The organism is Actinoplanes sp. NPDC051343 (assembly GCF_044455125.1).
GTDB lineage: Bacteria > Actinomycetota > Actinomycetes > Mycobacteriales > Micromonosporaceae > Actinoplanes.
Window position 1 is genome coordinate 250,103 of record NZ_JBITEL010000013.1, and the last position, 20,495, is coordinate 270,597.

Below are 20,495 nucleotides of genomic sequence, written 5' to 3' on the forward strand. Positions count from 1 at the left end.
ACCACCGTTTCCGGCGATCAAGAACCGGCGGGGCGGGTCGGCGGCCATGTCAGCACGTCATCGGGGATCGACGAATCGCGCAGGGCGCACTCGTCGCGGCCGGGAATCGTCGGCCCGGCGCGGACCACGATGCGGGCCAGTTCGATCGCGCCGTGCGGCTGGAAGTGTGTGTTGTCCTGGTCGCCGTCCGGGAAGTTGGGCCATTCGCCCGGATCGAGCCAGAGGAAGTAGTCCTTCGTCTTCTCCGGCCCGAGTTCGCTCCAGAGCGCGAAGCTCAGCGCGGTCAGGTCGATCAGCGGGGTGCGGGTCGCAGCGGCCAGGGCTCGCATCGACGCCGGGTAGTCGCCGTGCGACAGGTACGGCGTGCCGTCGGCCGTGAATCGCCGCCGCTCGACCGGCGTGACCAGGATCGGCTGCGCGTGGGCGTTCCGGGCGCCGTCGAGGTAGAGCCGCAGATAGTCCTGGAAGGTCGTCCACGGCTCGGTGTAGCGGGCCGGGTCCTCGGACTTCTCGTCGTTGTGCCCGAACGAGACCAGCAGCGTGTCGCCGGGTGCGATGGCGGCCAGGATCGTGTCGAGGTGGCCGAGGTCGGCGAAGCTCTTCGAACTCGCACCGGACCACGCGCCGTTGACCACCGCGACGTCCGGCCGGAGGAAGACCGGCAGTGCCTGACCCCAGCCCGCCTGCGGGACGTCGGCGGTCGCATAGGTCGCGGCGGTCGAGTCGCCGGCCACGAAGATCGTCCGCCGACGCCTGCGGGCCGGGAAAGGCCCGGCCAGACCGAGGGCGCCGGCGGCGGCACCCCGGAGGAGCGTTCTGCGATCCACAGTCATGCTCACCATTCAATCAACGGACATCGATGTCGGGCAAGCGCTTTCCTGCTGATCAGCCGGAGCCTGTAACGCGATCGCGGCGGTCAGGCCCCCGATGCCGGCGCCGACGACGGCGACACGGAGTGATCTGGTGCTCATGGGGGCTTCACTCAAGACGGTCAGCGAACTTCGACGCAGCCCGTATATCAAATTCGGCGCGAACTTTCCGGCCCGTGGGCCGTCTGATCTGACATAGAGCAAAGGGAGTGGCGCGCATGACGAAGCTCGGCCTGACCGACGACCGCCTGACCACCATGAACCTGTTGAGCGAGGCCTACCACGGCCTCAGCTGCCTCGTCACCGAACTCTTCGACCGCCACGAGCTGACCGCGATCGAGTTCGACGTGCTGCGCCACCTGGCCGGGGAGGCGGACCACCGGTTGCGCATGAGCGACCTGGCCGCGCTGACCCGCTTCTCGCAGAGCGGCATGACCCGCGTCGTCGATCGCCTGCAGCAGCGCGGCCTGGTGCAGCGGGAGGCGTGCGGCGACGATCGCCGCAGCTGGTACACCGTCGCCACGGGCGCGGGCCTGGACCGTCTGCGGGCGGCCCTGCCCGACTACCTCGACCTGATCCAGCGGTTCGTGGTCGATCAGGCCAGCTTCGATCAGTTGCAGGCCACGGTGGCTACCTTGCGCGCCATCCGTACGGCAACGGTCGCCTGAAGTGACGGCTGTCACCCATTGAGGGATATCTCCATTGATGATCCTCAGATAGTTTTCTCCCTGCGTCCGGCCGCCTCATGTCGCCGGGTCGATCACGGGGAGCAACGCCAATGGATGCCTGGGTCCTCAAATCCCAGCAATGGGTCAACGCCACCTACGCCGGAGTGAGCGGCTACGTCGCCGCCCCCGAGAACGGTGTCACCGGCTGGAAGACCATGTACGCGCTGACCCGGGCCCTGCAGCACGAGCTCGGCATCACCTCGCTGTCCGACACCTTCGGCCCGACCACACTGGCCCGGGTCGGCGCCCTGCCCGGCGGCGGAGTGAGCCAGCAGACCACCAACCAGAACCTGGTCAACATCGTCAAGGCCGCGTGCTGGTGCAAGGGCTACGCGGGCGGTGACCTCGACGGCCGGGTCACCCAGCAGCTCAACGACGCGCTCTACGACATGCAGAGCAACATCGGCATCACCCCGATCTACGACCCGATGGTCACGCCGAAGCTGTTCAAGGCGCTGCTGTCGATGGACGCGTACGTGGTGGTGTCCGGCGGCACCGCGGACATCAACCTGATCCAGCGAACCATGAACGCCGGGTACGGCGGCCGGCGCGACTTCTACTACATTCCTTGCGACGGGATCTTCTCCCGCGACGTGCAGCGGGCGTTGTACCTGGCCATCCAGTTCGAGCTGGGCATGACCGACGACCAGGCGACCGGCAACTTCGGGCCGGCCACGCAGGCCGGGCTGAAAGCGCATCCGCTGTCGCCCGGCAGCACCGGCGTCTGGGTGAAGATCTTCAGTGCCGCGATCACCTTCAACCGCGTACGCATGGACGCCGCCGACGACACCTCGGTGTACTCCGGCTTCACCGACAGCTACAACGCCGACCTGGCCGCCGCGGTCCGCAAGTTCCAGGAGTTCTCCGAGCTCCCGGTGAACGGCAACGCCGACTTCGCCACCTGGTGTCAGGCGCTGGTCTCGACCGGCGACCCCGACCGGCCGGCGAGCGGGTGCGACGGCATCACCACGGTCACCGACGCGCGAGCCAAGGCGCTCTACGCGGCCGGCTACCGCTATGTGGGCCGTTATCTCGACGAGCGGCCGTCGAGCAAGCCGCTGAACAAGCGGATCCAGCCCGGCGAACTCGACACCATCTTCGGCAACGGCCTGCGGGTCTTCCCGCTGTCGCAGTACTACGGCGGCGAGGTCGGCTACTTCACGTGGGACCAGGGCTTCAAGGACGCGCAGGACGCCCACGACGCGGCGGTCGGCTACGGATTCGCCACCGGGACGGTCGTCTACTTCGCCGTCGACTACGACGCCACCCAGGACCAGATCGACTCCAACATCATCCCGTACTTCCGTGGTGTGGTCTCCGGCCTGGCCGACAAGGGCAAGAAGTACATCCACGGCGTGTACGCGTCCCGCAACGTCTGCGCCGAGGTGACCCGGCAGACGTCCGCGCGCTGGTCGTTCGTCTCCGGCATGTCGTACGGCTTCTCCGGCAACATGGGCTTCCCGCTGCCCGACAACTGGGCGTTCAACCAGGTGCAGACGCTGACCGTGGGCAGCGGCTCCGGGGCGATCCAGGTCGACAAGGACATCCACCGGTCGAGCGGCGACAAGGCGGTCGGCTCGGTCAACCAGGCCAGCTCGCCGCTCGACAAGTACGTCGCGTACATCGAGCGGCTCTACGCCCTCGCGGTGCAGTACAACAACAGCGACCCGTACCATCTCGCGAACCAGCTCGTCATGGAATACCTGCGGGCCAACGCGTACGACACCGCCGCGTTCAGCGCTCTCATGGGGTCGATCGACCACGGCTTCGTCGACTTCGTGGACAACGCCGGCGTGGACCGCATCAACGACCTCGCCGACCCGTTCTACGGCATCGACCTGCACGTGGCCCATTTCGGTGCCGCCTGCAACGGCTACTACGCGCTGTCCGAGCCGTCGGAGACGACCACGAACGGCAGCGACATCGGCGGCTGGGGCGGCGACTGGATCACCTTCTACGGCGACTGGCGCAACGCCAGCGAGAGCTACGCCTCCGGCAGCGCATACTGCGCGGCGCGCCTCGCGAAGGTCGACGGCGCCGGCACGTTCAAGCTGCGCGACCTCATTGAGGACGTCGACGCGTACAACATCAACAAGCTGGTCCGGGGCGGCGCGAACATCGGCGCCGCCGCGCGCTCCTACTACCTCGGCGGCGGCTACCTCACCCGGTTCCGCACGTTCGTCGACGGGCGGTTCGGCACCATCCCGCACGCGAAGGCGGCCGCGAAGGACATGCTGACCTCCGACGCGCTGGCCAACGTCGTGGCGTACCGGACCGGTCTGCTCGAGAGCTACTCCGGCACGGTGCTGCCGCCCGAACTGCTGCCCGACGACAGCATGGACGACTTCTGCCAGGGCTTCGCCGACATGCTGCAGGCCAAAATGGCGGTCGAGGTGCAACGGGCAGCCGCCCTGCGGGCGGCAGGCAAGATCTGAGCCATGCCTACCGTACGCAAGCTCCTGCTCGGCGCCGTCGGCACGTTCCTGCTGGCCGTGGTGGCCTGGGTCGCCGGCCTGGTGAGCGGGAAGCTGCTGTCGTTCCGGCCCGCCGACGAGTACTGCGGCGAGCACGTAAAGGCCCTCTCCTGGCACTTCATCCCGCTGACCCATCAATGTTCGTTCACCGACGGCACCAGCCGCGAACTGGTGCCGGCGTGGGTCAACCCGCTCTTCTTCGTCAGCCTGGCCGCCACGCTCGTGCTGATCCTGCTGGCGATGCGCGCCGCCAACCGCCCGTAATCTTCCTTCAGGAGGCACTGCCCGATGACCGGTCTCTCCCGCCGCGAAGTCCTTGTCCTGACCGGCGCCGTCGCCGGCGCGTCGCTCGCCGCGGTGGCCGTGGGTTCGCCCGCACTGGCCGCCCCGCCCAGCTGGCGCGGCTCCGAGACACAAAACGGCTGGCCGGTGGTAAGCGGCGCCGCCGTAAGGACGGCCACGGTCGAGGGCAGCGACGCCCGGTTGTCGCTGATCCCCGGCGCGGTGACCACGCTGCTCGTCCACGTCCTGCGGCGCTTCCACTACGAGGTGGAAACGTTGGCGGCCGGCGGCGTGTCCGGCCACACCTCCAGCCGCGCGGTCACGGCACCCTTGGAGTCCAACTACCTTTCCGGTACGGCGTTCGCCGTCCAGCCGGCGGCATACCCGGCCGGCTCAACCGGCAACTTCTTCGCCAGCCAGGTACTAATCATCCGCGACATCCTGGCCGACTGCGGCGGCGTGGTCCGCTGGGGCGGCGACGACCCGGTGAAACCGAAGGAAGGCCACTTCCAGATCGACGTCCCACCCGGCGACCACCGCCTGACCTCGGCGGCGGCCCAGCTGGCCGCCCCGGGCACCCCACCCGACGTCTGGACTACGACCCGCCGAAACCGCGCGCGAACGCTGGAAACTCGCCAGCATCGCGGATAGGTCTTGTCTCCAGCCACCGGGCCGCTGACGCCATCAAATTCGCCGCGCCCGCGGTAGATCGCGGCGAGGTCGTACCGGAGGTGGCGTCGCCGACCCGGTCGCCGGCTTCACTCCGATGGGCAGGGCGTGCTGGTATCAGCTGAGGGCCTGCTGCGTATCGCCGAGGCCGTTGTGCACGCTCCCCAGAGCAGAGCCAGCGTTGATTTCGCCCACCGGGCTACGCCGGCGAACCGGGATCGGGCATGCCACACACGGCCCACCATGCCCGACCTCCCATGCGATCTCGGCCTTCCCGCCGGCCACCGCCAACCAGTGGACCTCCACCCACCGCGCCACCGACGCGATCACGACGCAAGTCGCGCGCAGCGTCGAAGCAGGCGTCCAGGCGCGAGCGCAAGGCGGGGTCGTCGGTTCAGCTCAACGACCTGCTCCAACTCCACCACCACCTGCGTGCACCGGCATGAGCAAGACCGCCCGACAACTCGCGAGGACGGGCCATGCGCTCCGCATCAACAGGAACACCGGACGGACAACCCAGCTACCGCACGCGTTCTTCGAACCCCTAACGCCTACGCGTCTTCAGTGCATCGCCAGCGAGAAGCCTCGGACTCGAGGGCAAGGCCAGCCGTTGACTCAGCTGTCACTTGACGATTTGGCCCCAACCAGAGCCACAAACGACGGAACAGCCGCACGTGTGGTGCCTGGTTCGGGCCATGGCGCAAACCCACCTGGACGGCGGACGCGACGCTCGGTTTTTCGTGGGGTCTGGGGCTCGGGCCCCAGGGAAGAATGCACCATGACCAGGCGAAGCGCGTAGCGCGAGCAGCCTGAGCCTGAATGGTGCCCCCGGCAGGATTCGAACCTGCGCTTTCGCCTCCGGAGGGCGACGCTCTATCCCCTGAGCTACGGGGGCCCAGTGATTCGAAAGCCTAGCAGGCCCGCCGGAGCCCACGCCAACCGGTTCCGGCGAGCCGTGAAGGTGCTGGTCAGCTGGCGCCGAGCTGCTTCAGCATGTCGTTGATTACGGTGATCTCGCCCTGCTGGCTGGCTACCATCGTGCCGGCCAGCCAGTCGACGTCCTTGTTCTTCGAGAGGTCTATCGCTTCCTGGGCCATGTGGATGCCGCCCAGGTGGTGCTGGCGCATCAGCTGCAGGAACTGGATGTCCAGCTGTTTGCCGGTGGCCTTGCGCAGGCTGTCGAGTTCCGGCGGGGTGGCCATGCCGGGCATCAGGCCGTTGACGACCTCGCCGGTGCCGCCGGGCATCCACTGCATCGGGGTTTTGGTGCTGGTGGGGCTGAGGTGCCAGTTGCGGAGCCAGGCCTGCATGTAGTTGATCTGGCCTTGCTGGGTCAGGGCGATGTCGCCGGCCAGGGTTACTACGGCCTGGTTGGTGGAGTTGGCGTGGGCGATCATCGACATTTCGACTGCCTGGGCGTGGTGGGTCGACATGTCGCGGAGGAAGCCGGCCTCGACCGAGTTGTCTTTCGGCTCGGTGAGGGGGCGGTAGAGCAGGCCTATGACCGTTCCCAGGAGCAGTCCGACCACCAGGGCCGCGGCCGTGACGATCAGGCCGCGGCGGGAGCGGGGTGCGGGGGTGTCGACCGGCGCGGCGGCTTCGGCCGCCGCGTCCGAGTCGGTGGAGACGGTCATTAGTTGCCTGCGGAGGGCTGGCTCATGCCGGGCTGGGCGCCGGTTGCGGCGGTCACCGGGCCGGTGGTCGTGTTGCCGCTGGAGCAGGCCGCGCCGGGCTCCATCGAGGCGTTGAGCCGGGCGTCCTTGATGAACGCGTCGATGCGTGAGTCGGACGCGTCGTCGAGTTTGAGCTGGTAGCCCCAGACCTGCAGCGAGATGTTGTGGTCGAGGCCCGGGTAGGGCGACATGAGCATGTAGTCCTTGCCCTGGACCTTGCTCTTCAGCTCGTCGATCTGGGCCTGCGGGATGCCGGGCTTGTAGGTCACCCAGACGGCGCCGTGTTCGAGGCTGTGCACGGCGTGCTCGTTGGCGATCGCGGCGCTGTAGACGTCACCCATGCAGTTCTGCCAGAGCGGGTTGTGGTCGCCGCCGACGGGTGGGGTCGTCAGGTAGCTCAGCGTGCCGTCTTTGTGGTTGCGGGCGTCTAGCGCCGCGTTCTTCTGGGCCCGGTAGTTGACGACGCCCTTGATGTCGGCGACCTTGTCTTCCCAGCTGCGGGAGCCTCGGACGACCGCGAACACCGCGTAGCCGATGATCGCCAGCACGACCACGCCGACGACGCCGCCGATGGCGATGGGGCCCCAGTTCGTACTGTTGGAGACCTTGACCGGGGCGATCGGCTTGCGGCCCTTGCCGCCTGGGCGCGCAGCGCCGGGTCGGCCGGCGGCGGCCTTCTTGGCGCCGCCGGCGGGCTTGGCGCCACCGGCGGGCGGCTTGCCCTGGCCGGAGGTCTTGTCGACCTTGACCTTGGACGGGATCCGCTCGGGACCCGGCGTGCTCATACTCATCGTGCCTCGTCAATTCGTGTGCAAGCGGAAAGGCGGGGCTCGGGTGGCCGCCGAGTGCCGAAGTCTACCCCCGATAGCATGGCTGAGTGACTCCCGCCAACCTTGCCTCCACCGTTCTCTCAGCTGCTCGTGCCGTGTTCGAGACCCGCGGTCTCGATGTCGCCGCCCTCCCGGACGCCACGACGGTCGAGCGGCCCCGCAACCCCGAGCACGGTGACTACGCCTCGACGCTGGCGTTGCAGCTGGGCAAGAAGGTCGGTGTGGCGCCCCGTGAGCTGGCCGGGGCGCTGGCCGAGGAGCTGGGCCGGCAGCCCGGCATCAAGTCGGTCGACATCGCCGGACCGGGCTTCCTCAATATCCGGCTGGACGCCGCCGCGGCGGGCGTGCTGGCCCGCGAGATCGTGCTCGCCGGCGCCGACTACGGCCATTCCGGCACGTTGCAGGGCGATCACATCAACCTGGAGTTCGTCTCGGCCAACCCGACCGGTCCGGTGCACATCGGCGGCGTGCGCTGGGCCGCGGTCGGTGACGCTCTGGCTCGGCTCCTCCGCGCCGCCGGCGCGGAGGTCGCCACGGAGTACTACTTCAACGACGCCGGGTCGCAGATCGATCGTTTCGCCCGTTCCCTGTACGCGAGTGCGAAGGGTGAACCGGCTCCGGAGGACGGCTACGGCGGGGCGTACATCGCCGAGATCGCGACCGCGGTGCAGGCCGAGGCGCCCGACGTGCTCCGGCTCGACGAGACCGCGGCGGTCGACACGTTCCGCCGGGTCGGCGTGCAGCTGATGTTCGCCGAGATCAAGGAGTCGCTGGCCGAGTTCGGGGTCCGGTTCGACACCTATTTCAACGAGAAGGACCTGCACGACCGGGGCGAGTTGCAGGAGGCGCTCGACCGGCTGCGCGAGCAGGGCCACATCTACGAGGCCGACGGCGCGACGTGGCTGCGCACCACCGAGTTCGGCGACGACAAGGACCGGGTGCTGCGCAAGTCGGACGGCGACTGGACCTATTTCGCCGCCGACTGCGCCTACTACCTCGACAAGCGCAAGCGCGGCTTCGACCGGGTCGTGATCATGCTGGGCGCCGACCACCACGGCTACATCGGCCGGATGAAGGCGATGTCGGCGTGTTTCGGCGACGACCCGGCGCGCAACCTCGAGATCCTCATCGGCCAGTTGGTCAACCTGGTCCGCGACGGCGAGCCGGTGCGGATGAGCAAGCGGGCCGGAACGGTGGTCACCCTGGAGGACTTCGTCGACGCCCTCGGCGTCGACGCCACCCGGTACGCGTTGGCCCGTTACTCCTCCGACTCGCCGATCGACCTCGACGTCGAGCTGTGGACCAGTGCCAGCCGGGAAAACCCGGTCTACTACGTGCAGTACGTCGCGGCCCGCACCGCGAGCGTGGCCCGGCAGGCCGAGGCGGTCGGTCTGACCCGTGGCGAGGCGGACGCCTTCAAGGCCGAGCTGCTGGTCAACGAGAAGGAAAACGACCTGCTCAAGGCACTCGGCGAATACCCCGAGACGGTGGCCCGGTCGGCTGAGCTGCGCGAGCCGCACCACGTCGCCCGGCTGCTCGAGAAGATCGCCGGCGCCTATCACCGCTTCTACGACGAGCCGGCCTGCCGGGTGCTGCCCAAGGGTGACGAGCCGATCGGCGACGGCAACCGCGCCCGCCTCTGGCTCAACGACGCCACCCGTACGGTGATTGCCAACGGTTTGGGCCTGCTCGGCGTCTCCGCTCCGGAAAGGATGTAGGCATGCGAGCGCATGAGGCCGGGGCGCTGCACGGCGACCTGGGCAACCGGGGGCCGGCCTGGTTGCGTACGCCCGAGGACGTGAACGCCCTCGTGCCGCAACTGTGGCCACGCACCGTGACCCGCGCCGAGGCCGGATTTTTGCAGGTCGGCGGCGTCAGCGTCGCCGACCTGGCGGCCGAGCACGGCACTCCCGCCTATTTCCTCGACGAGGACGACCTGCGGGCCCGGTGCCGCGAGTTCGCGGCCGCGTTCGGCGACGCCGACGTCTATTACGCGGGCAAGTCGTTCCTGTGCAAGGCGGTCGTCCGGGTCGTCGAGGAGGAGGGCCTGTTTCTCGACGTCTGCTCGGGCGGTGAGCTGGCGGTGGCGCTGGCGGCGGGCTTCCCGGCCGGGCGCATCGGCTTCCACGGCAACAACAAGTCGGCGTCCGAGCTGTCGCGGGCGCTCGAGGCGGGTGTCGGACGCATCGTCGTCGACTCGTTCGACGAGATCGACCGGCTGACCTACCTGGCCCGGCTGGCCGGCAAACGGCCGAATGTCCTGGTCCGGGTCACGGTCGGGGTCGAGGCGCACACTCACGAGTTCATCGCCACCGCGCACGAGGACCAGAAGTTCGGTTTCTCGCTGGCCGGTGGGGCGGCGTTCCAGGCCGCGGTGACCATCCTGGACCAGGGCGTGCTCGAGCTGAAGGGCCTGCACTCGCACATCGGCTCGCAGATCTTCGACACGAGCGGCTTCGAGGTGGCGGCCCGCCGGGTGCTGGAGCTGCAGGCGCAGATCCGGGACGCGCGGGGTGTCGAGCTGGACGAGCTCGATCTGGGCGGCGGCTTCGGCATCGCGTACACCACCCAGGACGACCCGTCGACGCCGGGCGACCTGTCCAAGCGCATCAACAAGATCGTCGAGTCGGAGTGCGAGGTGGCTTCGCTGCGCAAGCCGCGGCTGTCGATCGAGCCGGGCCGGGCGATCGTCGGGCCGTCGGTGTTCACGCTCTACGAGGTCGGCACGGTCAAAGACGTCGACGGCATCCGGACGTACGTGAGCGTGGACGGCGGCATGAGCGACAACATCCGCACCGCGCTGTACGACGCGTCGTACAGCGCCACGCTGGCCGGCCGGGTGTCGAAGGCCGAGCCGATGCTCGCCCGCGTGGTGGGAAAGCATTGTGAGTCCGGGGACATCGTCGTGAAGGATGAATTCCTGCCCGCCGACGTGCAGCCCGGAGATCTTCTTGCCGTGCCGGGCACCGGTGCCTATTGCCGGAGCATGGCGAGCAACTACAACCACGTGCCTCGGCCACCGGTCGTGGCGGTGCGTGACGGCGCCTCGCGCGTGATCGTGCGCCGCGAGACCGAGGCCGACCTGCTCGCATTGGATGTTGGATGAGCGACGCAACTGAGCCAGCCTCGAAAGCGGCGATCCGCCTGGCACTACTGGGGTGTGGGACCGTCGGTTCCGAAGTTGTCCGCCTGCTCCACGATCAGGCCGGCGACCTGACCGCCCGGATCGGGGCACCACTCGAGCTGGCCGGCATCGCCGTGCGAAGGATGAACAAGTCCCGGGGTGACGTCGACCCGGCCCTGTTCACTACCGACGCGCTCAGCCTGATCAAGCGCGACGACGTCGACGTGGTGATCGAGGTCGTCGGTGGCATCGAGCCTGCCCGGAGCTGGCTGGTCGAGGCGCTGCGGGCCGGCAAGAGCGTGGTCACCGCCAACAAGGCGCTGCTGGCCGAGGACGGCGCGGCCCTGCACGACGCGGCGTCCGAGGGTGGCGCCGACCTCTACTACGAGGCCTCGGTCGCGGGCGCGATCCCGCTGCTCCGCCCGCTGCGCGAGTCGCTGCACGGCGACCGGGTCACCCGGGTCACCGGCATCGTGAACGGCACCACCAACTACATCCTCTCCTCGATGGACGCCACCGGCGCCGGCTTCAGCGAAGCCCTCGACGAGGCCACCGAGCTGGGCTACGCGGAGGCCGACCCGACCGCCGACGTGGAAGGTTTCGACGCCGCCGCCAAGGCCGCGATCCTCGCCTCCCTGGCTTTCCATTCCCGGGTGACCGCCGCCGACGTGTTCCGCGAGGGCATGACCGGGGTGACCGCGGGCGACATGGCCAGCGCCCAGGAGATGGGCTGCACGATCAAGCTGCTCTGCATCGCCGAGCGCGGGCCCGACTCGGCCGGGCACGAGTCGGTCAGCGTGCGGGTGCACCCGGCGATGATCCCGCGCAGCCACCCGCTGGCCGGGGTCGGGGACGCGTTCAACGCGGTCTTCGTCGAGGCCGAGGCGGCCGGCCAGCTGATGTTCTACGGCCGCGGCGCGGGCGGCACCCCGACCGCGAGCGCGGTGCTCGGCGACATCGTGGCGGCGGCCCGCAACCGGCTGTCCGGCACCCGGGCGCCGAGCGAGAGCAACTACGCCCACTTGCCCGTCCGTTCGATCGGCGAGGCGGTCACCCGCTATCACATCAGCCTCGACGTGGCCGACCGGCAGGGCGTGCTGGCCACGGTGGCCGGTGTCTTCGCCCAGCACGAGGTGTCGATCGCGACGGTCCGCCAGTCGGGCCGGGAAGAGGACGCCAAGCTGGTGATCGTGACCCACGGCGCGCCCGACGCGCATCTGGCCGCCACCGTCGAGGAGCTGTCCGGGCTCGACATCGTGCGGTCGATCGCCAGCGTGCTGCGCGTCGAGGGAGGGAGCTGACCGTGCTCGACCACGTGGGTTTCCAGTGTGGTGACCTGGCCGCCAGCGCCGCGTTCTACGACGCCGCGCTGGCCCCGCTCGGGGTGACCCGGCAGATGGATTTGCAGGTCGCGATCGGGTACGGCAGCGAGCGCGCCGATTTCTGGATCAGCGCGCTGACCGAAGGTGACGGCTTCCGCGAGTCGCACATCGCCTTCGCGGCGGCCGACCGGGCCAGTGTGGACGCGTTCTTCGCCGCGGCGGTCGCCCACGGGGCCGAGGTGCTGCACGAGCCGCGGGTCCACGACGAGTACCACGAGCATTACTACGGTGCATTCGTACGGGATCCGGATGGAAACAACCTCGAAGCGGTGTGCCACCGTCCCGAGTAATGGACACTCGTCCCAAGATTCGGCAGGCGTGCGGCACCCTGGGACGAGTTCGCCCAGCTTGAAGAAGGAGACGGCCATGTGGCGGGGACTGATCGAGGCGTACCGGGATCGTCTGCCGGTCACCGAGGCCACCCCGGTGGTCACCCTGCACGAGGGCAATACGCCGCTCGTGCCGGCGCCGGTGTTGTCGCAGCGCGTCGGCGCCGACGTCTACCTCAAGGTCGAGGGGGCCAACCCGACCGGCTCGTTCAAGGACCGCGGCATGACCATGGCGGTCTCCAAAGCGGTCGAGGACGGCTCCAAGGCGATCATCTGCGCCTCCACCGGCAACACCAGCGCGTCGGCCGCGGCGTACGCCGCCCGGGCCGGCCTGACCTGCGCCGTGCTCGTGCCGCAGGGCAAGATCGCGCTGGGCAAGCTGGCGCAGGCGCTCGTCCACGGGGCCAAGCTGCTGCAGGTCAGCGGCAACTTCGACGACTGCCTGGCGCTCGCCTCGAAGCTTTCCCAGGACTTCCCGGTGTCGCTGGTCAACTCGGTCAACATCTTCCGGCTGCACGGGCAGAAGACGGCCTCGTTCGAGATCGTCGAGGCGCTCGGTGACGCCCCCGACATCCACTGCCTGCCGGTCGGCAACGCCGGCAACATCTCCGCCTACTGGATGGGCTACCAGGAGGACAACGAGGCCGGCAACAGCACCCGCCTCCCGAAGATGTACGGCTTCCAGGCCTCCGGCGCCGCCCCGATCGTGAACGGCAAGGTGGTCGAGGAGCCGTCCACGATCGCCACCGCGATCCGCATCGGCAACCCGGCCAGCTGGACCAAGGCGCTCGACGCCCGGGACTCGTCGGGCGGCCTGATCGAGGCGGTCACCGACCGCGAGATCCTCACCGCCTATCGGCTGCTCGCCCGCGAGGTCGGCGTCTTCGTCGAACTGGCCAGCGCGGCCAGCGTGGCCGGTCTGCTCCAGCAGGCGGCGGCGGGCCGGGTGCCGGCCGGTTCGACGGTGGTCTGCACGGTCACCGGGCACGGGCTCAAGGACCCGGAGTGGGCGATCTCGACCGCGCCCTCGCCGACCACGATCAGGAACGACGTGCTGATCGCGGCCCGCGAGCTAGGCCTCGCCTGACCCGACCGGCCTGCGCGGAGCCGGCCCCAGCTCGCGCGAACTGGCCTCAGCCGGGCGGGGCTCAGCCGGGCGGGGCTCAGCCGGGCCGGGATTGGCCGGGCCGGGATTGGCCGGGCCCGCGCTGGATTCCTGCTGGGCGGCCCTTACCAAAAGGGCCGTCGCCTGCGAGACGATCTCGAGTTCCTCGGCTGAGAGCCGGCTGAGTAGCGCACGCATCTTTTCCTGCCCGGCGTCGACGATGCTCGCGATGAGTCTGGAGCCCGCCCTGGTGAGGCCGATCCGGCGCACCCGCCGGTCCTGCAGGTCCTCGCTGCGCGTCACCAGATCCTGCACCACGAGCCGGTCGATCATGCCGCTCGAGGTGGCCAGCCCGACTCCCAGCATGCGGGCGAGCTCGCCGCCGGACAGGGTGCCGTGGCGGGAGAGCAGCATGAGAATTTTGAGCTGCGAAAGGGTGAGGTGTGAGCTGAACAGCGGATCGGACCGGTCGGCCGCAAACAGGCTCCGGAGCTGCTGCTGCACCACCATAATGTCGGCGATGAGCTGCTCGTTCTCGGCCACCGCAAGCCTCTCTTCTGCCCCGCGCTGATCGGACCGTACCAGCGACCCCGCGGAAAACCATTTGTTCGTGTCAGGCAAACTATTAGCACAGGACGAACCTTTACCGGGGGAGCGCCCATGTCCTTTCTGACCCGGCTCAGTCTCGCCAACCGAGGTCTCGTTGCCCTGATCGCCGTCGTGATCGTGGGCTTCGGCGCAGTCGCGATCCCGTCACTCAAGCAGCAGCTGTTCCCGTCGATCGAGCTGCCGGCGGCGTTCATCGGCGCGTCGCTGCCGGGCGCCAGCCCGGAGATCATCGAAGACCAGATCACCAAACCGATCGAGGACGCGGTCAAGGGGACCGACGGCATCGACACGGTCACCTCCACCACCAAGGAGGGCTCGGCCACCGTCACCGTCGCCTTCACCTACGGCACCGACATCGATCAGGCCGTCAACCAGCTGACCACGTCGATCAACCGGATCCAGTCCACGCTGCCCGACAAGGTCACGCCGACGATCTTCGCCGGCAGCACCGACGACATCCCGGCCATCGTCCTCGCCGCCTCGGGCGGCAGCGACGAGACCGACCTGCTCAACCGCGTCAACCAGACCGTCGTCCCGGAGCTCAACGGGATCGCCGGCGTGCGGGACACGCAGGTCACCGGCGCGCGTAAGGCGCAGGTGATGATCACTCCCGACCTGGCCAGGATGGGTGCCGACGGGGTCGACCCCAAGTCGCTGACCACGGTCCTTCAGGCCAACGGCGTCTCCATCCCGGCCGGTGCGGTCACCGACGGCCAGCAGTCGCTCAACGTGCAGATCGGCACCCCGATCACCTCGGTCGACCAGCTCAAGGGCGTCTATCTGACCGGCTCGCACGGCCCGGTCAAGCTCGGCGACGTCGCCGCGGTGGAGAGCAAACTGCCCACCGCGACGTCGTTCACGCGTACCGACGGCGTCGACAGCCTCGGCATCGCGGTCACCGCCAAGCCGGACGGCAACCCGGTGCAGATCTCGGTGGCGGTGCGGGACCAGCTCGACAAGCTCCAGAAGGACTCGGGCGCCAAGCTGACCGTCATCGTCGACCAGGCGCCGTTCGTGCAGCGCTCGATCAAGAGCCTGACCACCGAGGGCCTGCTCGGTCTCGTGATGGCCGTGGTCGTGATCCTGATCTTCCTGCTGTCGATCCGGTCGACCCTGGTCACGGCCGTGTCCATCCCGCTGTCGGTGCTCATCGCGCTGATCGCCCTGTGGACCGGCGACTACACGCTCAACCTCCTCACCCTCGGGGCCCTGACCATCGCGGTCGGCCGCGTGGTCGACGACTCGATCGTCGTTCTGGAAAACATCAAACGACATTTGGAGTACGGCGAGCCGAAGGTCCACGCGATCACCACGGCCGTACGCGAAGTGGCCGGTGCGGTGACCGCCTCGACGCTGACCACGGTCGCCGTCTTCGCCCCGATCGCCCTGGTCGGCGGTCTGGTCGGGCAGATCTTCGCGTCCTTCGCCATCACCGTCACGGTCGCCCTGCTGGCCTCGCTGTTCGTGGCCCTGACCGTGGTGCCGGTGCTGGCCTACTGGTTCCTCAAGCCACCGCCCGCCGGGGCCGACACCGAGGCGGTCCGCCAGGCCGCGGACGCGAAGGAGCGGCGCAGCCCGCTTCAGCGGGCCTACCTTCCGGTCATCCGGTTCGCCACCCGTCGCCGCGTGTCCACGCTGCTGATCGGTGTCTTCGTGCTCGTCGGCACCCTGGGCCTGGCCAGCAAGCTGAAGACCAACTTCCTCGACCAGTCGGGCCAGGACACGCTGTCGATCACGCAGACGCTTCCGGTCGGCACCAGCCTGGCCACCACCAACGACGCGGCCAAGCAGGTCGAGGCGGTGCTGGCGGGCCGGTCCGACGTGAAGACCTACCAGGTCACGGTCGGCAACGGCGACTTCAACCCGTTCGCCGGGTCGAGCGGCGCGAGCACGGCCAGCTTCTCGGTCGCCCTCGACGAGGGCGCCGACGCGGCCAAGGTCGGCGACGAGCTGCGCACCAAGTTCGACTCGATGACCGGGGTCGGCGAGGTCAAGCTCGGCGACGACAACTCCGGGCTCGGCGGCAGCAAGCTTTCGGTCGACGTGCAGGCGGCCGACCCGGCCGTGCTCGCCACGGCCACCGATCAGGTGCGCCAGGCGATGACCGGGGTCACCGGTGTCAGCGACGTCGACACCACCCTGGCGGCCAGCGTTCCCCGGCTCGACGTGCAGGTCAAGCGCGATGTCGCCGCCGGCTACGGGCTGACCGAGGCGTCGATCGGGCAGAGTGTGGCGGGCGCCTTCCGGTCCGCGCCGGCCGGCCAGATCACGGTCGGCGGTGCCACTCAGGACGTGGTCATCTCGTTCGGCACGGCCCCGGCCGACCCGAACGCGCTCAAGGCCCTGCCGATCACCACCCCGCGCGGCGTGGTGCGGCTCGACGCGGTCGCCGACATCAAGCAGGTCGACGGCCCGGAACAGGTCACCCGGGTCGACGGCAACCGCACCGCGACGGTCAACGGCACGGTCACCGGCTCGGACCTCGGCAAGCCGACCGCCGACCTGAAGAAGAAGCTGACCGCGCTGACCCTGCCGGCCGGCGCGTCGTACTCGCTCGGCGGCGTGAGTGCCGACCAGGCCGACGCGTTCAAGCAGCTGGGTCTCGCCGTCCTGGCGGCGATCGCGATCGTCTTCATCATCATGGTGGCGACGTTCCGCAGCCTGATCCAGCCGGTGATCCTGCTGGTCTCGATCCCGTTCGCGGCGACCGGCGCGATCGCGCTGCTGCTGATCACCGGCACGCCGCTCGGCGTCCCGTCCCTGATCGGCGTGCTGATGCTGGTCGGCATCGTGGTCACGAACGCCATCGTGCTGATGGACCTGATCAACCATTACCGGCTGCAGGGCATGGGCGTGCAGGAGGCGGTGATCGAGGGTGGCCGGCATCGTCTGCGGCCGATCCTGATGACCGCGATCGCGACCGTCTTCGCGCTGCTGCCGATGGCGCTCGGGCTCACCGGCGAGGGCGGCTTCATCTCCCAGCCACTGGCCATTGTGGTCATCGGTGGTCTGGTCAGTTCGACACTGCTGACCCTGGTGCTGGTGCCGACGCTCTACACGATGGTCGAGAACCGCAAGGAGAAGTCGCGGGCCAAGCGGGCCGCCAAGCGGGCGCGTAAGGGCGGCGGCGAGGCCGAACTGCCGAAGCACGCGGCCGGACCCCAGGGAGACGAGCCCGCGGAGAACGACGGGCCCGCGGTGGGCGAGCCGGTGCCCGCGTCGAGCGGTGGCGCCCACGAGGCGCAGGAGAGCACGCAGCCCAGTGGCGCGCTACGCGGCTACACCGATCAGTTCGAGGTGCTCAAAGTGAATCGGAAGCCGAACGCCTGACCTCACCATCGATCTGGCCGGACCGGCGATGCCGGTCCGGCCAGTATTGTTCGGTACGTGGCATCAGCGCTTACGGTCGTTACCGGCAACCGTGACTTCCGCCGTCTCTTCGGGGCCGAACTGGTGGTTTTCGGCGCTGACTGGTTCGTCATGGTGCCGCTGCTCAGCCTCCTGCCCCAGCTCACCGGCAGCGGCGTCTGGGGCGGGCTGGTGCTGGCCGTCGACACCGGCACCAACGCCTTGCTGCTCCCGTTCACCGGCACCATCGCCGATCGGATCGACCGGCGCCGCATCCTGATCGTCGCCAACCTGGCCGAGTTCGCCGGGGTGCTCCTGCTGTTTCTCGTCCGCTCGGCCGCGACAGCGCCGCTCGCCCTGGTCGCGGTCGCCGCGATGGCGGTTGCGAAGGCGTTCTACAGCCCGGCCGCGTCGGCCGCCCTGCCCAACGTCGTCGAGCCCGAGGACCTGGCCGCGGCGAACGCGGTCGCCGGGTCGTCGTGGGGCACGATGACGATCGTCGGGGCGTCGCTGGGCGGCGTGCTGGGCAGCGCCTTCGGACCGTACGCGTGTTTCGGCGTCACCGCGGTGTGCCTGCTCACCGGTGCCCTGCTGACCGCCCTGATCCGCAGGCCGCTGCAGGCGCCGCGCGCGCCCGGTGCGGCCGCACCGGCGACCCTGCACGCGCTGGCCGAGGCGGTGCGCTACATCATCGCCCGGCCCCGGGTCGGTGCGCTGGTCACGGTCAAGTCGGCGGCCGGGCTCGGCAACGGTGTGCTCACGGTCTTCCCGCTGATCGCGGCGGCCCACGGGGCCGGTGTGCTCGGCGCCGGCCTGCTGTTCGCCGTACGCGGGGCGGGCGCGCTGGTCGGCCCGTTCGTCCTGCGTCCGGTGCTCCGCCACCGCTCCTGGCTGATGTTGAGCCTGGCCCTGTCGATGGCGCTCTACGGCGTGGGTTATCTCGGGGTCGCGCTCAGCCCCTGGTTCGCCGTCGTGCTCGTGCTGGTCTTCGTGGCGCACTTCGCGGGCGGCGCCAACTGGACGCTCTCCAACTATGCCCTGCAGGGCGAGGTGCCCGACCGGCTGCGGGGCCGGGTCTTCGCGGTCGACATGATGCTGGCGACGCTCGCCATCGCCGTGAGCCAGCTGGGGGCGACGGCGGTCGTCGACCACGTGGACCAGCGCGCGATCCTGGGCGGGTGCGGCCTGATCACCCTCACCTACGCCGTCGTCTGGCGGCTGGCCACCCGCAAGCTCTCACTGAGCCCGGTGGTCGCCGCTCCACGGGTCTTGAGCGTCGGGGATGATCCGGCCGGTCTCCCCGGCGGCGACGCCACCGGGGTGGAGGCCGGCGGGCTGGACGGCGACGGCCGGGAAGACACCCGAGGGGCGGACGTCGGCGGACTGGACCGGGACGGCCGGGAAAACTCCTGAGGGGTCGGGCGCGCCGTAGGGCGCAGCGTCGGGCGCCGGGTAGGGCGCAGCGTTGGGCGCCGGGTGGTCGTGGGCCGGCCGGTCGGGCGTACGCCGGCCGGTGACCAGGCCGGCGATGAGCAGCGCGAGGCCGACCGCGAAGACGGCGCCGAGGGCGAAGCTGATGCCCGCGTTGAGATAGCCGATCGTGCGGATGTTCAGCGTGCCGTCGCCGTAGCCACGCCGGAGCAGGAGGTGCGGGAACAGCACCGACCAGGTCAGTGACAGCACCTCACGGAGCACCATCAGCAGCAGGCCGCTGCGGGCGAGCACGGCGCTGCGGGCCGGCAACCGGCCCCGGCCCGAGACCAGGACCAGCCCGACGACCAGCACCGCGAGCGTCGGCAACGACAGCACCAGGTTGCTGAACAGCGTAATCAGGGGACCCACGCGGCCGACCGTAGCCGGGCGGTACGACATTTCGGTGTCCACCCGGAGGGCGTCACGTTGAGATGATCTAGACCTAACATGTGGCGATGGGCCTGACCTTCGTCACCGAACCGGTGTCCGTGAGCACGCCGGCCACCAGCGCCAACCTCGGTCCCGGCTTCGACGCCCTGGGCCTCGCGCTCACCCTGCACGACGACCTCACCGCGACCGTCACCGGTGACTCGTTCCGGGTGAGCGTGCGCGGCGAGGGCGCCGGTGAGCTTTCCGAAAACGAGGATCATCTGGTCGTCCGCGCGATGCTGGCCGCGTTCGACGCGCTCGGCGAGCGGCCGCCCGGCGTCGTCGTCGAGTGCCACAACCGCATCCCGCAGGCGCGTGGCCTGGGCTCCTCGTCGGCGGCGATCGTCGGCGGCATCCAGCTGGCCCGGGGCCTGGTCGCGGGCGGCCTGGGCCGGCTCGACGACGACGACGCGCTGCGCCTGGCGGCCCGCCTCGAGGGCCACCCCGACAACGTCGCTCCCTGTCTGCTCGGCGGGTTCACGATCGCCTGGGCCGAGGGTCCGGGGGCGCGGGCCGTGCGTTTGAGGGTGGCGGACGGCGTACGCCCGACGGTCTTCGTGCCGACCGAACTCGGATATACCGCCTCGGCGCGGGCTGCTCTGCCGTCGAACGTTCCGCACGCCGACGCCGCCTTCAACGCCGGTCGCGCGGCCCTGCTCACGCACGCCCTGACCGAAGATCCGGGGTTGCTCTTCGCGGCGACCGAGGACCGTCTGCACCAGGGCTATCGGGCCGAGGCGATGCCCGGGACGGCCTCGCTGGTAGCAGGCCTGCGCTCGGTCGGTGTGGCGGCCGTGGTGAGCGGTGCCGGGCCGTCGGTGCTGGCGTTGTCCGAGGTGCCGGCCGATTTCCATCCGGGAACAGAGTGGCGCGCCGAGACGTTGGGCGTGGATGCCACCGGAGCTCTTGTCAAAGGGAGTATGGTGGAACTCGCCTAGCGGGATCCTGTTGCCGCAGGTCGTATGAGTTGACTAGTCGCATTAGTTGACTACGCTCAAGACCTAGCACAGCCGCGAAGCGAGCGATCCCTGCGGTTCGGCGCGCACCCCCTGAGACTTCACAGGCTCCTTTGAGCCGTCTCAATCTCATCAAGGCACACGCCGCGCAGCAGGACTCTCAAGATTGCTGCACTCGCCGAGACCTACCCGTCAATGTCTGACGGACAGGACAA

At 69.4% G+C, this 20,495-nt stretch carries 16 protein-coding genes and 1 tRNA gene; 12 read left to right on the forward strand and 5 right to left on the reverse strand.

What is annotated here, in order from left to right:
* Positions 1-17 precede the first annotated feature (17 nt).
* Positions 18-833 carry a rhamnogalacturonan acetylesterase gene (locus ACIA5C_RS36660; protein WP_396063373.1) on the reverse strand — a complete coding sequence of 272 codons (816 nt, stop codon included), beginning with the start codon at positions 831-833 and terminating at the stop codon, positions 18-20.
* Between the two features lie 254 nt (positions 834-1,087).
* On the opposite strand from ACIA5C_RS36660, the gene ACIA5C_RS36665 reads away from it, so the two are divergent.
* From ACIA5C_RS36665 to ACIA5C_RS36680, 4 genes are all read left to right on the forward strand, one after another.
* Positions 1,088-1,537, forward strand: coding sequence for a MarR family winged helix-turn-helix transcriptional regulator (locus tag ACIA5C_RS36665; protein WP_396063375.1), 450 nt, complete (start codon positions 1,088-1,090; stop codon positions 1,535-1,537).
* Positions 1,538-1,647: 110 nt separating this feature from the next.
* Positions 1,648-4,032: a glycoside hydrolase domain-containing protein gene (locus tag ACIA5C_RS36670; protein WP_396063377.1), complete on the forward strand. Its 2,385-nt coding sequence runs from the start codon at positions 1,648-1,650 to the stop codon at positions 4,030-4,032.
* A gap of 3 nt (positions 4,033-4,035) precedes the next feature.
* The gene (locus tag ACIA5C_RS36675) at positions 4,036-4,335 is read left to right on the forward strand and encodes a hypothetical protein (protein WP_396063379.1); all 300 of its coding nucleotides are present in this window, start codon (positions 4,036-4,038) and stop codon (positions 4,333-4,335) included.
* A 24-nt stretch (positions 4,336-4,359) separates the two neighbouring features.
* Positions 4,360-5,004 carry a hypothetical protein gene (locus tag ACIA5C_RS36680; RefSeq protein WP_396063381.1) on the forward strand — a complete coding sequence of 215 codons (645 nt, stop codon included), beginning with the start codon at positions 4,360-4,362 and terminating at the stop codon, positions 5,002-5,004.
* Positions 5,005-5,842: 838 nt separating this feature from the next.
* Here ACIA5C_RS36680 and ACIA5C_RS36685 read toward each other — a convergent pair.
* The 3 genes from ACIA5C_RS36685 to ACIA5C_RS36695 all read right to left on the reverse strand — a co-directional run bounded on the left by ACIA5C_RS36685 (position 5,843) and on the right by ACIA5C_RS36695 (position 7,486).
* Positions 5,843-5,917, reverse strand: a tRNA-Arg gene (locus tag ACIA5C_RS36685).
* A 73-nt stretch (positions 5,918-5,990) separates the two neighbouring features.
* Positions 5,991-6,656: a DUF305 domain-containing protein gene (locus ACIA5C_RS36690; RefSeq protein ID WP_396063383.1), complete on the reverse strand. Its 666-nt coding sequence runs from the start codon at positions 6,654-6,656 to the stop codon at positions 5,991-5,993.
* Positions 6,656-7,486 (reverse strand): DUF3105 domain-containing protein, encoded by an 831-nt coding sequence (locus ACIA5C_RS36695; protein ID WP_396063385.1) that lies wholly within the window; start codon positions 7,484-7,486, stop codon positions 6,656-6,658. The genes ACIA5C_RS36690 and ACIA5C_RS36695 overlap by 1 nt, the downstream gene beginning before the upstream one ends.
* A gap of 86 nt (positions 7,487-7,572) precedes the next feature.
* Between ACIA5C_RS36695 and argS the strand changes: the two genes are divergently transcribed.
* The 5 genes from argS (at position 7,573) to thrC (ending at position 13,447) form a co-directional block, all read left to right on the forward strand.
* Entirely contained in the window at positions 7,573-9,243 is a 1,671-nt protein-coding gene (gene argS, locus ACIA5C_RS36700; protein ID WP_396063387.1) for an arginine--tRNA ligase, read from the forward strand.
* A gap of 2 nt (positions 9,244-9,245) precedes the next feature.
* Positions 9,246-10,631 (forward strand): diaminopimelate decarboxylase, encoded by a 1,386-nt coding sequence (lysA, locus tag ACIA5C_RS36705; protein ID WP_396063389.1) that lies wholly within the window; start codon positions 9,246-9,248, stop codon positions 10,629-10,631.
* The gene (locus ACIA5C_RS36710; protein WP_396063391.1) at positions 10,628-11,950 is read left to right on the forward strand and encodes a homoserine dehydrogenase; all 1,323 of its coding nucleotides are present in this window, start codon (positions 10,628-10,630) and stop codon (positions 11,948-11,950) included. The genes lysA and ACIA5C_RS36710 overlap by 4 nt, the downstream gene beginning before the upstream one ends.
* A 2-nt stretch (positions 11,951-11,952) precedes the next feature.
* A complete protein-coding gene (locus ACIA5C_RS36715; RefSeq protein WP_396063393.1) occupies positions 11,953-12,321 on the forward strand; it encodes a VOC family protein in 369 nt (122 codons plus the stop codon).
* Positions 12,322-12,397: 76 nt separating this feature from the next.
* A complete protein-coding gene (gene thrC / locus ACIA5C_RS36720; RefSeq protein ID WP_396063395.1) occupies positions 12,398-13,447 on the forward strand; it encodes a threonine synthase in 1,050 nt (349 codons plus the stop codon).
* On the opposite strand, the gene ACIA5C_RS36725 is transcribed toward thrC, so the two are convergent.
* Positions 13,433-14,008: a MarR family transcriptional regulator gene (locus ACIA5C_RS36725; RefSeq protein ID WP_396063397.1), complete on the reverse strand. Its 576-nt coding sequence runs from the start codon at positions 14,006-14,008 to the stop codon at positions 13,433-13,435. The two genes, thrC and ACIA5C_RS36725, sit on opposite strands and share 15 nt — an antisense overlap.
* A 117-nt stretch (positions 14,009-14,125) precedes the next feature.
* Here ACIA5C_RS36725 and ACIA5C_RS36730 point away from each other — a divergent pair, with 117 nt between their 5' ends.
* The 3 genes from ACIA5C_RS36730 to thrB all read left to right on the forward strand — a co-directional run bounded on the left by ACIA5C_RS36730 (position 14,126) and on the right by thrB (position 20,262).
* Positions 14,126-17,404 (forward strand): efflux RND transporter permease subunit, encoded by a 3,279-nt coding sequence (locus tag ACIA5C_RS36730; protein ID WP_396063399.1) that lies wholly within the window; start codon positions 14,126-14,128, stop codon positions 17,402-17,404.
* Positions 17,405-17,461: 57 nt separating this feature from the next.
* Entirely contained in the window at positions 17,462-18,835 is a 1,374-nt protein-coding gene (locus tag ACIA5C_RS36735; RefSeq protein WP_396063401.1) for an MFS transporter, read from the forward strand.
* Positions 18,836-19,350: 515 nt separating this feature from the next.
* The gene (thrB, locus tag ACIA5C_RS36740; RefSeq protein WP_396063403.1) at positions 19,351-20,262 is read left to right on the forward strand and encodes a homoserine kinase; all 912 of its coding nucleotides are present in this window, start codon (positions 19,351-19,353) and stop codon (positions 20,260-20,262) included.
* Positions 20,263-20,495: the final 233 nt, after the last annotated feature.